Below are 15895 nucleotides of genomic sequence, written 5' to 3'. Positions count from 1 at the left end.
CGAGCAGTACAGTGACTATGGGGCTATAGCTGCATGAAACTGTCCGAAGTGTTGAATCTACAATAGTTGATAGAAAATCTCCTACGAGCCTTACCCCAATGTTTTAATTGATCGCCATCAAGCCACAAGGCATTATTTGATTTTCCGAGAATAGCAGACATCTGGTGGCTGTTATTCTCGGAAAATCTACTGCCTAGGCCAATATAGCCGCTCAACAAAAGGGAAATACACTTCAAAGCTTTACACGATATAAGTGTGCTCCCCTAGAGCCTAAAAACCGACTCCCACAATCTCCTGCGCTTTATCGATCACAACAAAACACGCCAAATATAAAAATCTTTAAATATTGAGCTACGCTAGTTTCAGTTAAAACAAGATGAGGCCCAAACCCTTACGCTTTGAGCTTTGAGCTTTGAGCTTTGAGCTTTGAGCTTTGAGCTTTGAGCTTTGAGCTTCTAAATTCTGGCTGAAGCCATTCAAAATGTTGGAAAAGTTGTCTAGAGCTCTTTGGTTCCACCAACAATAGTACTGAGCTCCCAGCAACACACAGCCTGAATTACCAAGCCATTCACTGGATTCGAACCTGGCGTAACTTTACCTCCCTGAAAGCCAAAATTAGCCCCCAACATTCTATATTGACAATTAAGGCCGTTAGCTATCCAAGGGACATCTTACCTATGAAGATTTTTCTCACTCCAGTTCTTCTCACTCTACTTTCTATCGGTGCCAATGGTGCAGAGGTTGCAGAGGTTGCAGACCATTCAGATAAGAGTAATCTAACGAAAAACCCTCCCCTTGGATGTGTCAACGCAACATCCATTACATCCATCAATACGGCTGCAGATATCACTGCTGGCGCCAAAGTCTGTGCTGAACAATCGAAGTTTAGCGAGGCAGCCGAGCTGATTATGGTTGCCATCGCATTCGCCTACTTCGACACTCAAAGAGTTACAGATAAATCAGCGCATGGCGCTCTGAGCGCTCTATTCGAAAAAGAATTTAGCTCAATAGATCCCCTCAACAGAAAAAAGCTCTTTACCAGCATTAATGCACTTGATAAAGGTAACGAGAGAAAACGAGAAATCTGTAGTTATCTTGAAGCTTCAGAACCACCTACCTATATACCAAATTATATGATTTCACATGGTATGGGTTCATATACCAACTCATCAAAGGAGCCTATAGCTGAAGACTTTGATGCCAGTAAAGGCTGGTCACGCTCAATGGCATTCATTAAGTGCAGCAGTTAAGGAGCCTCTGAATAACTCCGCGATATCTCTGACTCTCATAGCGGTTTACAATTAAGGCGCGGCTTTGCAGGAATACCTAGGCCTTTCAAAAAACTGTAACTCAGAGTGTAAATCGCTCTGATAGCCCCGTAGGGCGAGTATTGAAAGGCCGCATTTGATGCACTACAGCTCACGCAAAGGGCTAAGGCCATTCGTGGCCAACTGCGCCTAACACCTGCAGCCTTCATGGCTAGCAGAGACATTACGAAATCATTCATAGCCTCCTTAATGGAAGTCTTTAACTCACCTGAAAAACAAATATTTTTATCTGGTCATTGCGCCCTTGATATCAGGCATCCTCTTTTTACTTTGGCGGATAACTTCTACTTATTACCGACATCGGTCAAAAAATAATTCTTGAGAAAACTGTCACTATCTCTGCTGGAAAAATCATGGGGCGTCCCTAAGCCACTGAAACAGTCCGCATAAGAAGCCAGAATTTGATCACCACACCATTTCCTCGCTTCTCAACGAGAAAACTTCTTTCAAGCCTGAAAAGTTTTTCTTGTGTCATTCAGTATCAATATCCAGTTCATTTTCCACTAACGTCACCTGCTACATTTAACAGCATGGGTGCCGAAGCATTTGGACTGCTGCTACAATAATCTCGAAATACTAAGCATATACACCCGAGGATAGAATGAAAAAATACGGTACACTTGTGTTATTTTGTGGAAAGATGGGGGCGGGCAAGAGTACAAAAGCAGCTGAAATCTCAGAAAAAACGGGGGCGATCCTTATATCTGAAGACGAGTGGCTTTCCAGATTATATCCTGGTGAGATCAATTCGCTCCAAGATTACATAAAGTACTCGCCCCGTTTGAAGTCAGTTATCGAGAAGCATGTTCAAAGCATCTTATACTGCGGTGTTTCTGTAATCATGGACTTTCCGGGAAACACAAAACAGCAAAGATCCTGGCTCAAAGGAATATTTCTAAATAGACCCTATCACCACCAGTTAATCTACCTCGACGCCGATGATGACACTTGCCTAAAGCAAATCGCACACCGAAAAAACTCGCAGCCTGAGCGCACTGAAATTGACACACCAAGTATATTTAAACAAGTGACCAAGTACTTTGAGGCACCTTCCGCAGATGAAGGATTCAACATTGAGACAATCAAGCTCACATGCACGTAGCATGCACACGGTTTAATTGGCAATCTAACGTTATAACGAGCCGAGTATTGACCGAAACACTCAAGAGAATGGGATTAATCAGATGAATAATTTTTCAACACCTGCCAAGCCGGCCATCCATGGGAAATGGGGAAATGTAATATAAGGATGTATAGCCACCCGCCATGGGACGGCAAGGCCAGACCATCGCACAGTACCCCCATATTGCCACTAAAGAGCCTGCACCCTGTCTGCCGGCCTCGATACAGATCTGACCATAGAATTCTCGGCTACAGACACAGCAGCAACCATTCAATCATTTTTCTGGTTTTTTACATCAGGAAAAATGATAATTCCAATATTCTAGAAATATAGTTTACAACCCCTCAGGCGTCGGTTACCTTACTCACCATGGAACACCAAGATGCCGCTAAAAAATTATCCGAACTGGGCCACACCACACGCCTGGCCATCTACCGCCTGCTGGTTAAATCAGGGCCGGAGGGCCTGTCCGTAAGCGATCTACAAGCGCAGCTGGATATTCCGGGCTCCACTCTCTCTCACCATATCAGCCGACTGGTTAATTCTGGCCTGATGGTACAAAAGCGCCAGGGCCGGGTGCTGCTATGCGTGGCTTGCTTTCCCGCTCTGATGGACTTGGTGAACTACCTGCTAGAAGAGTGCTGTACCACACCTGACCAGGGGTCCAACGGCAAAAGCTAAAATTTTGTTTTAATCTATATTTCGACTATTCTAGAAATATAGATTTTTAGAGGTGTTAACCTATGCTGCCTAACCACACGCCAAGTAAAATACAGCAGCGACTACAGAGTGCTGAACCCAATATCGAGCCCTCGAAGATACTGGTCTTGTTTGGTTCGCTCAGGCCCAACTCATTCTCTCGCTTACTGGCCAATCAAGTCATGGAAATACTCGAGCATTTTGGTGCCGAAGTGCGCCTATTTGACCCTATCGACCTGCCGATCTATGACGGTGTCAGTCAAGAACACCCAAAAGTCCAACAATTGCGCGACCGGTCTGCCTGGAGCCAGGGGCAGGTGTGGATCAGCCCTGAGATCCACGGAAATATATCTGCAGTTTTCAAAAATCAAATCGATTGGCTACCTTTGGAGCAATCGGCATGCCGCACAACTCAAGGAAAAACCCTCGCGGTTATGCAAATCTCAGGGGGATCGCAGTCGTTCAATACCGTCAATAACCTGCGTGTATTGGGCCGCTGGATGCGCATGTTCACCATCCCCAACCAGTCCTCTATCGCCAAGGCATGGCAGGAGTTTGACGACCATGGACGCCTAAAGGATTCATCTTTTAGAGACCGAGTTATTGATGTGCTGGAGGAGCTGGTTAAAACCACCATACTGCTACGTGGTCAAAGCGATTATCTAACCGAGCGCTTTAGCGAAACCAAGTCGAATCAATCGCTAGAAGTGGAAGCATCTGTTAAGAATTTAGTTGCAGCAAGCGGTGCTGCTTAACCTTGCTATAGCTACTGAGAGCCGCCCTGGGACAGGTCCAGACTTGCCCCCCATCAAGCCCTCATGTGTAGAGCAGTTTCTCGCCGAAAGAGACAGATAGGGCCACGATAAGGATATTCCTCCATGAGCTTCTCCCTGGACCCGGAATTCTCTGCCGCCCTAGGCAAGTTCGACAACTTGCTGGGTAGCCTAACAGAAGCACCGATTGGGGATATCGACACAAGGCGCAAGAACAGTGCTCGACTGAGCAAAGCTCTCATTCAGAATCGAACCTTCCCGGTAGACGTTTCTTACCAGGACTTTTTCATCAAAAGCGAGCATCAAGGAGAGATCAAACTCCGCTGGTACCAGAAGAAAGGGCAGAATCCAGGCTCGGCCATATTGTATATTCACGGAGGCGGTCTGATTTGCAATGAGGTCGCTATGTATGATCAAGTTGTTGCTGAATATGTGGCCGCCAGCGGCGTGCCATTCCTATCGGTAAATTATCGAAAAACGCCAGAATTCCCCTACCCCATTCCCATTGACGACTGCTATCAAGGGCTCAAGTGGCTGGCTCAACACGCCAGAGAACTCACCGTCGAATCCTCCCGAATTGCCGTTATGGGCGACAGTGCGGGCGGGGGCCTTGCGGCAGCCTTGGCAATCGTGACACGCGACAAGAAGGGGCCTCCGCTAGCCCGGCAGATACTGCTCTACCCCATGCTGGATGACAGAACCGTAACTGCCGATCCACAACTCCTGACATTTGCCAGCTGGACAAACGAGGATAACCTCACCGCCTGGACAGCTCTTTTGGGCAATCAGGTGGGAAGCCCCACTGTCAGCCCCTACGCTGCGCCGGCACGACTGCAGCATGCTAATGGGTTAGCGCCCGCCTTTATCGATGTCGGTGAGCTGGATATATTCCGTGATGAGAGCATTGAATATACACGGCTACTCACAGATGCAGGCGTGAGTACCGAGTTACATGTTCGCCCCGGTGTGTCCCACGCATGGGAGGTGTACGCTCCAGAGATATCTGTTTCGCGACGGGCTTTTGCTGATCGCATCCGCACCATCCGTGACATTTGACCAGAATATCGCACCTTGGGAAATCGACTGCAGACAATCCCCCTATGAGCTCTCTCAAACCCCTCATTTTTGACAGTCACTTCCACATTATCAATCCCATTTTTCCTTTGTTTTCCAACCAAGGGTACCTCCCACCGCCTTTTACCGTCGGCGATTACCAACGCAAGCTGAGTAATTGTCATTTACTCGGTGGAGCCGTGGTTTCAGGATCATTCCAAAAGCAGGATCAAACCTACCTTGTCGACGCTTTGGCTAAGCTCGGTAGACACTATGTAGGAGTAACACAATTATTGGCGGGAACCCCGGACGACACCATTCTGGAGCTTCACAAGCAGGGAGTCAGGGCCCTGCGCTTTAACCTGAGGCGAGGCGGTTCTGAAGAGGTGGGGAGTATTGACACCCTTGCCCGGCGCGTTTTCGAGCTGGCGGGCTGGCACATCGAGCTGTATATCGACTCCAGTGGTCTCATCCCTCTATATAACCAACTGATTACCCAAAATTTCCATTGATCACTTGGGGCTCAATAAGCACGGCTTTAGCACCCTGCTCAAACTGGCCGAAAAAGGGGTAAAAGTAAAAGCGAGTGGATTTGGTCGCCTAGATTTTGACCCGGCAGCCGCAATTCGCAGCTTGCACACGGCAAACCCCAGTTGCTTGATGTTCGGTTCAGACCTTCCATCCACCAGAGCGCCGCGCCCATTTAAACATGATGACATTTTGCTAATTAACGACACGCTGGGTAAAGCCGAAGCAAGAAAGGTCCTAGTTGGCAATGCTCGCGAATTTTATCTGCAACAACCCAGGGCAAATACAGACCCCATGGGAACCGGAGCATAATCCAGGTGTCTTGCAATAGGCCACAAGCACTTAAAAAGTAAACTGTACTTGGCAATAAGTGCAACAATTAACGAACCATATAATTATCCCGCCCCCTATAATCCGCGGGTATGGAAAGAGCTTACAAATCACTGGTAATTCATAAATGTCAGCTGTAGGATGCGGCGAATATTACAGGCCAAGGAAAACCTGGAAGACTCAACGCAGGAGGTTGTAATGAAAGGATTTACCACCATTGTATTATCCCTTTTAATTTTGTCCGGATGTACCGGCAATGGCACTAAACCACTGGGAACAGAAGATGTATCCCTGGGTGTAGATACCGAGCAGACCATTAAAGAAAAACTCGGCAAGCCTTACGAGAAAGGTGTTTTTATAAAAAACAACCAGCAAATTGTTACACTGGCTTACGCTTACCCCACCACCGGCAGTAAAGCCGATAAGGACGATGTCAGTGCTGCGCGCAATCAAGGCTTCTATTTTTTCAACAATAAATTAGTTGGCCAGGATTTTGTCAGCTCTCTTGCTGAAGACTCTACGGATTTTGATGAGTCAAAAGTACCACTCATCAATGAAGGCCACACCAGTATTAGCGAGGCACAAGATTTACTCGGCAACCCTTCCGGAGAGTATCAATATCCGCTGATCAGCAATCCGTCTGAAAAAGCTAAGGTTTATATGTATAGCCAAACCAGTAAAGCTATCTTCCAACCAAGCTCTTATCAGAAAATTCTAATAGTCAGCTACAATACCGACGGTATCGTCACCCACGTGGAATTTGCAGAAATAGGCAATAAACATTTAAATGGTCAGCAGTAATTAATCAGGAAGCTCCCCCACTCCCTATTAATTCTTCGCTACGGAAGCCTGAGCCGCAGGCTTCCCCGAGACAAATAGAAGGCAAACCACCAAACCTACCAGTGCTAAATAGGCATTGACCGTGAAGGCCCTGTCGATACCCATCGACATATCCGGGGCCAAGGCAACGATCGTGGTATTCACCCCCAAGCCAATAGCCCCTCCGCCAATCTGGAACATATACAAAATCGCGCCCGCCAAACTGGCCCTCTCCGGGGCAACGACGGTAATCGCAGCCGTAGTAATCGCAGAATAAAAAAGACCAATCCCCGCCCCCAACACGATCAAGCCTGGAACCATTTCAACGAAGGTCGTTTCTTTATGCAGGTGGGATAACATAAACATACCGACGCACATAGCAACAGTTCCCACGGAGACAATTGCCTTAGCCCCCAAGGTTTCATAAAGGCCACCGGCAATAAAAGAAGTAAGGCCAAATGAAATCATCATCGGCAGAAGCCCCATTCCCGAATACATAGCCGACTGATGGTGCATCTTAGTCAAATATTGAGGTACATAAAGGAGCGCAGCAAAGAAAACAACAGACAGTAACAGCGTGGCAAACCCTGCGGCGAAGAAACCGTGATTGGCCGCCATATCCAAGGGAATCAAAGCATTCTTACCCGCATAGCGCTCAGCCAAGATAAACAGCCCCATGAATAACAGAGCCATCAATGCCAGCATGATGATTATCGGACTCTTAAAACCCACATCAACTACCAGATCCAATGCCAACAGCAAACAAAATAGTGAGGTAGTCAGGGATATCACACCCCCAAAGTCAATACGCTCTTCTACATTTTCAGGGCTGTCATCAGGTATGAACTTCCAACAGACAAAGTAAGCCAGTGCGGCAACCGGAAGATTGATAAAAAAGATCCAACGCCAGCTCAACCAATCGGTGAGGATTCCACCCAGCACGGGGCCAATAGCATTCGCGGCTGCGCACATAGCCATCACCAAACCGCCCGCCAGGCCAGAACGACCTTCCGGCATCATACCGTAAGTCATGCCTAATATGGCCGGCCACATAAGAGCACTACCTATACCCATTAAGCCTCGTGCCACGAGCAATATGGGGATGTCGGTAGCAAGGCCTCCCAAGAGGGAGAAAAAGACAAAAGCGGCCATGCCAATAAAGAAAATTCGTCGCCGCCCAAATATATCTGCAAGGCGACCGCCCGAAATCAGCAATATACCAAAGGCAAGTGTATAACCATTAATAATCCACTGAGTGGTGGTGATATTGGAGTTAAACTGCTTTTCAATCGCCGGCAGGGCCACTGAAAACGCTGTAAGATCATTCCCAATCAGAAAAATTGCCAAACTCAAGGCGAACAACCCAAGTATCTGGGTTTTGGTTAGTGATGTATTTTTGCCCGTCATATTTTCAGATCAGCCACACGCTCTATTTAATCACCGGGTTAGGTAAGCATTACAAGTGTGGCCCAAAGGCGGGTAAGCACAGGAAGCATTTACGGCTCCCTACGCTCCCAGCGATTTTTATCACGCAAATGCGGCGGCGGGCAGTTTAGATTTCCCCAGGCGATTGCTGGAAAAACTCCTGGACCGGCTGGTAATCCGGGTTTGCGCCACAAGAGCCCCGCACGACCAGCTCGGTGGAAAGCACCTCTGGCTCCATCGGCTGACCCGAAATGATCGTCATCATCTTCTCCACCATCAGCTCTCCGCCGCGGTGGATATTCTGGCGCACCGTTGTCAATGGTGGGGTAAAAAATGGCGCACTCGGAATATCGTCAAAGCCAACCACAGCAACCTCTTCCGGCACCCAGTGACCACAGGCCTGCAAGGCTTTGATGGCCCCCATGGCAATACTGTCACTGGCCGTGAATATGCCATCGAAGCTCAAACCCTCACGCTCAATCAACTCGATGATGGATTGATAGCCGCTCTCGCTGGAAAAAGCGACATCCAGCTGCCTGGCACTATCGGCCATCTCCACGGCAGCCAAGGCCGAACAGTATCCCTCAAAGCGTCCATTCACTTCCGGATGGGCAATATCCCCCAGGAAAATGATTCGACTCCGACCGAGACCCAGCAAGTGCTCAGTGGCTTGGCGCCCCCCCATCTGGTTATCACTACTGACAATACAATAATCGGCACCCGTTCTTTTGGTCCCGCCCCAGACAACCAGCGGATCTCCCTGTTCATACAACTCTCGCAGTGGGGCATCATCCACCCCCTGCCCTATCACGATCACGCCATCTGCACGGCGCGACCCCACCAGGTAGGAATGCCAATCGGATCTGCTGGAAATACGATTGGAAAAGAGCAAATCATACTTATGCTCGGCGAGGCGATCAGCAATCGCGCCAATCATGTCGATCATAAAGGGATCAGAGAAAGTCTGGCCGCCGGTGTGGCCCGTGTTAATCACCACCGAAATAGTATGGCTACACTGCAATCGCAGATTCCGCGCGCTCTCATTGATCTTGTAATTCATTGAGCTGGCAATCTTTTGAATGCGCTCGCGGGTCTTTTCATTGATCAACGGATTGTTATTCAGCGCACGCGAAACTGTGGATTCAGAAACTCCCGCCAGCCGCGCAATATCGGACATAGAGACAGGAGAGGAGGAATCCTTGGGCATGGCGTACTTCACCTTGTTCGCGGAAAAAACGCCATCTTAGGCCCGCCGTCCAGTTTTGTAAAACAGACCTAACCCGCCGGCGCAGCAGCACTTGCCACCCTCTCATCGCCACGCTCCACCGCTCGGCGGAAAAAGAACAAGCTGATCAGAATGACCGTAATCGGGATCAGCGAAAGATAGAAAGCAACTTGGCCATCGAAAGCTTCAAAGACCGAGCCTGTAATCAATGAACCGGTAGTACCACCAAGAGCAGAAAAAATCACCAATAATCCTGTCATCGCAGAGTGCTGATGAGTCGGTAAGGCGCTGAGCATGACAGAGTTAATCGCTGGATAAACCGGTGCCATAAACAAACCAATCAATGGCAACACAAAAGCAGCAATTGGTGCGCTCAACCAATTTACACTAGGGTTGGGCTCAATATTGTTGGCTAATGGTAAGCTCAGCAACACCAACATGGCCATAGCTAACAGGCAGATATTAAGCACTGGATACCAGTGCACCCGCCGCATAATCACCCCCGCCCCAAGCCTTCCCAGTGCCAGACTCGCCGCAAAGATACTGGCAGCCTGCACACTCATCGCCGTAGGCAATTTCAGGATTTCATTGTTGAAAGTGGGCAACCAACTACCAATGCCCTGCTCGATCAAGACATAGACAAATACCGAGATAACGTAGATATATACTAAGGGCTTGGCCATCAATTTAACCATTGCCAAAAAATCCTGGCGAGGGCTCGCACCCTCAACCCGCGTACCGGATTCCTCCAAAGGCGTTACCCAAAGCAACACGAAAGCGATTGCACAGATGACGGCCAGCACCCAGTAAACACCGAGCCAAGCCGTGGAGCCGGAATTGGAGGAATCAATAAAGGCGCTAAACAACCAATAGCCACCGAGCACCCCCACCATAAACACCCCTTCCAGAGTATTCAGTAAACTCGCATGCTCTTTGCGCCCCCGAGCAAGCAACCCGACGGTGGAGTAAACCGCAACTTTCACCAGAGCAAAAGCAACCCCAACCGATAAAAACAGCAGCTTTGTCGTCCAAAATCCGGGCACTAGAGGCATTACCACACAAGCCGCGGTAACAATGGCCAAGCCTACTAACATGGCCCGCTTAAACCCCAACCTGGGTAATTGCGAGGCCACCAAAAAGGAGACAATGCCGATCGGAATATCTTTAAAGCCTTCCAACACGCTTGCGGCAGACTTACTCACACCGTAGGTATTAATCACTTGCAGGATCACAGTACCCACACTGTTCAGCAGAATGGCAAACACGAAGTAGATAGCGAACAGGGAAAGAAGTATGCGCTGATTTTTCATAAGAGAATCTTTTCGATCTATGGCTTGGGCCGTCAGCCGTAGCAGCCTGTTATTGTACATTTTTTGTTCTGCTTTTGTAGGATAATGCGCCCGCAGTCACACTTACCCAACAACCCCAGTATGTATCAGCTTTAAGATGAAATGCAATCGTTTGCAATAAATATGACCATGGTGACTCAAGCAGTCACATTTAAACAATGTAAGAGAAAGAAAGAAGCGTCCAAAAATGAAAATAATCCTTTAAATTCAATAGTTTGAAACTAACAAAACAATCTACTATGGGGGCTTGCCTCTACTTTGAATCACTCAAAAACACATAAATGCAATCGATTGCAAAAAAACCCTGTTTGCGGATAGACTGAAAAGCATCAGCCCACTAATTCCAGCAGGCTTGGGGCTGCGCCTGAATATCCAATCCAGTGAACGTGGTATGAAGCAACAACAAATCAAACATGGTATTCACCCCTGGAGCCTGGTGGAGAAAACTCTCCAGCCCGAGGACTACTGTCTCAACGCCACCCTCTTCTCCCTGGGCAATGGCTATATCGGTCTGCGTGGTGCCTTTGAGGAAGGCTACGATCCTGAGCCCTTTACCGATGGCTGTTACCTCAACGGTGTCTACGCCAGCGAGCCTATTGGTTATGGCGAAGCGGCCTACGGGTATGCACGGAACAACCAACGCATGTTGACAGTGCCCGATGGAAAGACGGTCCATATCAGCCTCGATGGAGAGCGCTTCAGCTTAGCCGAGGGCGAGTTGCTTCACTATGAGCGCCGCCTGGATATGGTCGCCGGCATCAGCGAGCGCAAGCTGACCTGGCGCTCGCCCAAAGGAAAAACGATCGAGCTTAGGGTGCAGCGACTGGTTTCGCTGAAAGAAAAGCACCTTTTCGTTTTGAACCTAGAACTCACCCCAATCAACTTTGATGGCGAAGTACGCCTTCAATCCTGCCTGGATGGCGACTTGGCCCAGGCTGAGCGTAGCGACGACCCCCGCCTGGCCTCCCCTATCGACCAGGGAGATATCCAGTGGCTGGGGAATACAGCCGACGGTACCTACCTGGCACTACCCCTTTCCGTCAAAAGCAGCGGCTTCTCGATTTGCAGTGCCGCCCTGCATGATTGCGCGAGCGACAGCGAATTCACTATCTCCAATCTGCGTAGCGAGGACTGTGTTTCGATCGAGTACCGCTTTAATGCCCAGCGCAATACACCAATCCGCCTGACAAAGTATGTTGCCTACTTTGCCGAGCAAAATGCCGAACCCATAGAAGCGGCAGAACTGCGTAGCTATCTGGAATTTTGCGCGACCAAGGGTTTCGCAAAGCACGTCAAATCCCAGCGGTTAGAGATGGAAAAATTTTGGAGCGAGTCGGATATTCAAGTGAATGGCAATGATGCCCTGCAGCAGGGAATCCGCTTTAACCTGTACCACCTGTTCCAGTCATTGGGGCGGGATGGCCGCACAAATATAGCCGCCAAAGGCCTGTCAGGTGATGGCTACGATGGCCACTACTTCTGGGATACAGAAATCTATGTGTTGCCATTTTTCCTCTACACTCAGCCCCAACTAGCGCGAGGATTGCTGGAGTACCGCCATTCGATTCTGGATGCCGCCCGTGCCCGCGCTCGGGAAATGGCTATTGGCAAAGGGGCTCTATTCCCCTGGCGGACCATCGGCGGTGAGGAGTGCTCGGCCTATTATCCGGCCGGTACCGCCCAGTACCACATCAATGCCGATATCGCCTACGCCGTGCGCCATTACTGCCGGGTGACCGGCGATATCGACTTTTTGCGCAGCAAAGGTGCAGAAGTGGTGATTGAGGGGGCGCGAATGTGGATGGAAGTCGGTCACTTCAACCCCCGCCGGGACAACCAGTTCTGCATCAACGGCGTAACCGGGCCGGACGAATATACCGCACTGGTAGACAACAATTTTTATACCAACCTAATGGCTCAAGCCCACCTGCAATATGCGGCGGAAGTCTTCTATTGGCTCAAATCCTTCGATCCTAAAGCCTGTGCCGCATTGGCTGAACACATACAACTGGGAGTAGAAGAGCCTCTGAACTGGGTGCGTGCCGCAGAAACCATGTACCTTCCTTACAATGACACCCAAGGAATACACCCCCAGGATGACAGCTTCCTGGACAAACCTCAGTGGAATTTTGCAGATACCCCCGCAGACCAATACCCCCTGCTACTGCACTACCACCCGCTAGTGATCTACCGGCATCAGGTCTGTAAGCAAGCCGACGTGGTGCTGGGACTACTTCTGCAAAGTTCTGAGTTCTCTGTCGAGCAAAAACGCCGCGATTTTGATTTCTACGAACCGCTCACTACCCATGACTCCACGCTGTCCGCCTGCATTCACAGCATTATTGCCAGTGAGGTGGGCTACCCGGAAAAAGCGCTCAACTACTTCCAACAGGTAGCGCGAATGGATCTGGATAATTATCACAACAATACACAACACGGCATACACACCGCCTGTATGGGCGGAACCTGGATGTGCATGGTCCAGGGTTTTGCCGGCATGCGTCTGCATGGCAGTGAACTGAATTTTAATCCTTACATTCCCGATGGAATGGATGGCTATCGCTTCCGCCTTCAATTCCGCGACCGCACTATCGCTTTAGAAGTAGACCGAAAAAAAACGAGTTACACCTTGGTAAAGGGTGAAGCAATCACCTTACACCACGGCGACCAAATCCTGTTACTGGGCTCTAAGGGCCAAACAGAAATCATTCAAATGGCACAGATAGAGGAGGTATCATAATGATCTATCGGGCAGCAATCTTTGACTTGGATGGCGTAATAGCCGATACCGCACGACTACACCTACAAGCCTGGCGTCAGCTAGCCGACGCATTGCAGCGCCCTTGGGCCGAAGATACAGAGGAAAAGCTTAAAGGCCTGGAGAGAATGGCTTCCCTGGAAGTCATTCTCGGAGAGAAGAGTTCAAAATACAGTACTGAAGGAAAAATTGCTCTCGCGGCACGTAAAAACAGCCGCTATCAAGAACTTATTCGCAGCTTATCACCGGCAGATCTATTGCCCGGTGCCAGCGAGCTTTTAGCCTGGCTAAGCGAACGGCACATTCCGACCGCTCTGGCCTCAGCCAGTAAAAACGCTACAGCTGTATTAGAAGCACTGGGTATTTCGGGTTATTTTTCAGTCGTTGCAGATCCGGAAATGTCAGCGCCAAAACCATCTCCCGATATTTTCCTCGCAGCAGCCAGAAGTTTACGGATCGATCCTGAGTTCTGTATTGCCTTCGAGGACGCTACTGCGGGTATAGCAGCAATCAAATCGGCAGAGGGGATGACCGCCATTGGCGTTGGCAACAAGGAGACATTAGCTGAAGCTGATTACAATATAGAAAGCTTGACAGAATTCACACCCACAGACTTCTTCCTTTCAGCGATTCAGGCCGTATCTTTTAACTAAGAAGCCGGTAGAAATTACCCTCAACTAAGCAGGCTGCAAGAAAAGCAGCCTGAATCCCACCATGAAACGAGCCAATCCAAGAATTATCAAAACTTCCTGAATTATTTTTATGGCAGAGTAGAAAGCAAAGATTGACAAGCACCTACTGTATAACTTCTCTCTAAACTGGGATAACCACCTTATCGACCAACAAAACGAAGCAGGGTGGGATCTCTATCGCAAAGTTTTTGGGAAAGGCAGGATTCAGAATCAACTATTTTAAAGTCAGCAAACTCAAAACCCGGCCCCACCGAGCAACCAACCAAAACTGAATCACCGATTGGCTCAGCAGCTTGCCAAACGCCAGCGGCAACAACGTAACAAAAAACTTTATTTTTTACAGAAATTTCGATTCGGCTCAGTGAGTCTTCCAACTCATCCCAAATATAAAGATACAGCCCTTCACCTTGATACAGATTCCAGACTTCATCAGACTCTACCTTATGAAATCGGGAGACTTCACCCGCAGCCAAATAAAAATATATATGAGTCAATGCACTTCTTCTCTGACCATCGGGCTTGATGACCATTACCTCAGATTTGAATACCGGTAGGAATTTCCCACCTTCTGGATGATCCCGTAGATTTATTGGTTTCATTTATTTTTAACCATGAGATTGGCATGGCAAAGAATTAGATATATATTCAAAACCAAGCTCAACAATTTCAACACTTGGATCTGAGACTGAAAGCTCATCCTTAAAATCACGATTTTCGGCATCTAAGTGACACCCAGTACAGCACTGTTCCACTTACCTACTTGGGACACCACAACAGGAATAAGATAGCCAGAAGATCCAGATTAAGAAACACCCTCAGGCCGAACCTTCTGACAATCATCTCAATCTAAACAGTCAGGATTAGAAGTTAAAAAAGTATTACCCAACCAAACATTGGTATTATCGCAAGCATCTACACTCAACTCGCGCAAATCAAAGTCCGGATTATTTACAGCAACATTCCCGATAATATTGTTATACATCTGTCCTGAGGCATCCATATAAATACCAACCGAACCATTCATTTGCACATTATTCTGGGTGTAGCTTCCCCGATTGGAGGCTGAAATATATATCCCCCAAAGTAAATTATCAGAAACATTATTTTGCGATACATTTGACCAATCGCCATCCACCTGAATACCAATTAATGAATTTTGCCCCAAGTCATTTGACAGCAAAGTATTTCTCTCGCCGCTAACAAGAACACCAGTATTTCCATTACCCGTAGCAATTGAGTAACCAACAAAATTAAAATCACTAATCAACTCAATTCCCAAAAAATTGTTGGAAATAGCCGAAACCTCTAAAATATTGTGGAAACCATCTCCTGCAACCCTAACCCCTCTTTCGCATGACAATATAGTGCCGCCACCGGTTAAATAACCTACCGCGCCATCCATTTCCACACCAACTGCCGTGCCATCACACTCAATATTATAATTATTCATATCGAGCCCCCCTGTCGGCCCGACAATTATCACTGCGGGACTCACCGTACATGTCAAATCTTCATTTAGAATCTCTTGGGTATATAGGATATCTCCACAGCTTACAGCTGTAGCTGTGCCAGACATCAGTATGCAAGGCACCGCCATAGCAACGGCCAAATTGCACTTCACACTATTCGCCCACTTGATTTCCATGCCACCACCCTCCATATAGCCATTAAATGAGAACGACATATTCTCAAACAGAGTTTGACCTAGGAGGCTAAAAACGCTATGAGAAATTTTACCTAACAATACTTCGGACAGTTTTAGGGGGCGAAATAGGTAGGAACCACGGCCAGAT

At 48.3% G+C, this 15895-nt stretch carries 15 protein-coding genes; 10 read left to right on the top strand and 5 right to left on the bottom strand.

Features of this window, described 5'->3' with window-relative positions; all coding sequences use genetic code 11:
* Window positions 1–677: 677 nt before the first annotated feature.
* The 8 genes from MO867_RS16650 to MO867_RS16615 all read left to right on the top strand — a co-directional run bounded on the left by MO867_RS16650 (window position 678) and on the right by MO867_RS16615 (window position 6635).
* Window positions 678–1250 carry a hypothetical protein gene (locus MO867_RS16650; protein ID WP_252471192.1) on the top strand — a complete coding sequence of 191 codons (573 nt, stop codon included), beginning with the start codon at window positions 678–680 and terminating at the stop codon, window positions 1248–1250.
* Window positions 1251–1929: 679 nt separating this feature from the next.
* Window positions 1930–2430, top strand: coding sequence for a P-loop nucleotide/nucleoside kinase family protein (locus tag MO867_RS16645; protein WP_252471190.1), 501 nt, complete (start codon window positions 1930–1932; stop codon window positions 2428–2430).
* Between the two features lie 390 nt (window positions 2431–2820).
* Window positions 2821–3132, top strand: a complete 312-nt coding sequence (locus MO867_RS16640; RefSeq protein ID WP_252471188.1) for an ArsR/SmtB family transcription factor — start codon at window positions 2821–2823, stop codon at window positions 3130–3132.
* A 62-nt stretch (window positions 3133–3194) separates the two neighbouring features.
* Complete coding sequence (arsH, locus tag MO867_RS16635; protein ID WP_252471186.1) at window positions 3195–3905, top strand: arsenical resistance protein ArsH; 711 nt, start codon at window positions 3195–3197, stop codon at window positions 3903–3905.
* Between the two features lie 123 nt (window positions 3906–4028).
* A complete protein-coding gene (locus tag MO867_RS16630) occupies window positions 4029–4979 on the top strand; it encodes an alpha/beta hydrolase (protein ID WP_252471184.1) in 951 nt (316 codons plus the stop codon).
* 44 nt (window positions 4980–5023) lie between these two features.
* On the top strand, window positions 5024–5488 hold the full coding sequence (locus tag MO867_RS16625; protein WP_252471181.1) for an amidohydrolase family protein: 465 nt from the start codon (window positions 5024–5026) through the stop codon (window positions 5486–5488).
* A gap of 4 nt (window positions 5489–5492) precedes the next feature.
* Window positions 5493–5816: an amidohydrolase family protein gene (locus MO867_RS16620; RefSeq protein ID WP_252471179.1), complete on the top strand. Its 324-nt coding sequence runs from the start codon at window positions 5493–5495 to the stop codon at window positions 5814–5816.
* A 216-nt stretch (window positions 5817–6032) separates the two neighbouring features.
* Entirely contained in the window at window positions 6033–6635 is a 603-nt protein-coding gene (locus MO867_RS16615; RefSeq protein WP_252471176.1) for a hypothetical protein, read from the top strand.
* A 27-nt stretch (window positions 6636–6662) separates the two neighbouring features.
* Here MO867_RS16615 and MO867_RS16610 read toward each other — a convergent pair whose 3' ends face one another.
* From MO867_RS16610 to MO867_RS16600, 3 genes are all read right to left on the bottom strand, one after another.
* Window positions 6663–8060, bottom strand: a complete 1398-nt coding sequence (locus tag MO867_RS16610) for an MFS transporter (RefSeq protein ID WP_252471174.1) — start codon at window positions 8058–8060, stop codon at window positions 6663–6665.
* 145 nt (window positions 8061–8205) lie between these two features.
* A complete protein-coding gene (locus MO867_RS16605) occupies window positions 8206–9285 on the bottom strand; it encodes a LacI family DNA-binding transcriptional regulator (RefSeq protein WP_252471171.1) in 1080 nt (359 codons plus the stop codon).
* A gap of 68 nt (window positions 9286–9353) precedes the next feature.
* Entirely contained in the window at window positions 9354–10613 is a 1260-nt protein-coding gene (locus tag MO867_RS16600; protein ID WP_252471169.1) for an MFS transporter, read from the bottom strand.
* Between the two features lie 430 nt (window positions 10614–11043).
* On the opposite strand from MO867_RS16600, the gene MO867_RS16595 reads away from it, so the two are divergent.
* Window positions 11044–13392, top strand: a complete 2349-nt coding sequence (locus tag MO867_RS16595) for a glycoside hydrolase family 65 protein (protein ID WP_252471167.1) — start codon at window positions 11044–11046, stop codon at window positions 13390–13392.
* Window positions 13392–14063 (top strand): beta-phosphoglucomutase, encoded by a 672-nt coding sequence (gene pgmB / locus MO867_RS16590; RefSeq protein ID WP_252471163.1) that lies wholly within the window; start codon window positions 13392–13394, stop codon window positions 14061–14063. The genes MO867_RS16595 and pgmB overlap by 1 nt, the downstream gene beginning before the upstream one ends.
* A 179-nt stretch (window positions 14064–14242) precedes the next feature.
* Here the strand turns inward: pgmB and MO867_RS16585 are convergent, their stop codons facing one another.
* Together MO867_RS16585 and MO867_RS16580 are read right to left on the bottom strand one after the other, a co-directional pair.
* A complete protein-coding gene (locus tag MO867_RS16585; protein WP_252471161.1) occupies window positions 14243–14701 on the bottom strand; it encodes a cupin domain-containing protein in 459 nt (152 codons plus the stop codon).
* Window positions 14702–14943: 242 nt separating this feature from the next.
* A partial coding sequence (locus MO867_RS16580) for a NosD domain-containing protein (RefSeq protein WP_252471158.1) occupies window positions 14944–15895 on the bottom strand: 952 nt, incomplete at its 5' end.

It is taken from the genome of Microbulbifer okhotskensis, assembly GCF_023895975.1.
Lineage (GTDB): Bacteria > Pseudomonadota > Gammaproteobacteria > Pseudomonadales > Cellvibrionaceae > Microbulbifer > Microbulbifer okhotskensis.
Note: the sequence above shows the minus strand (reverse complement) of the source record. Positions and strands in the feature narration are given on the sequence as shown.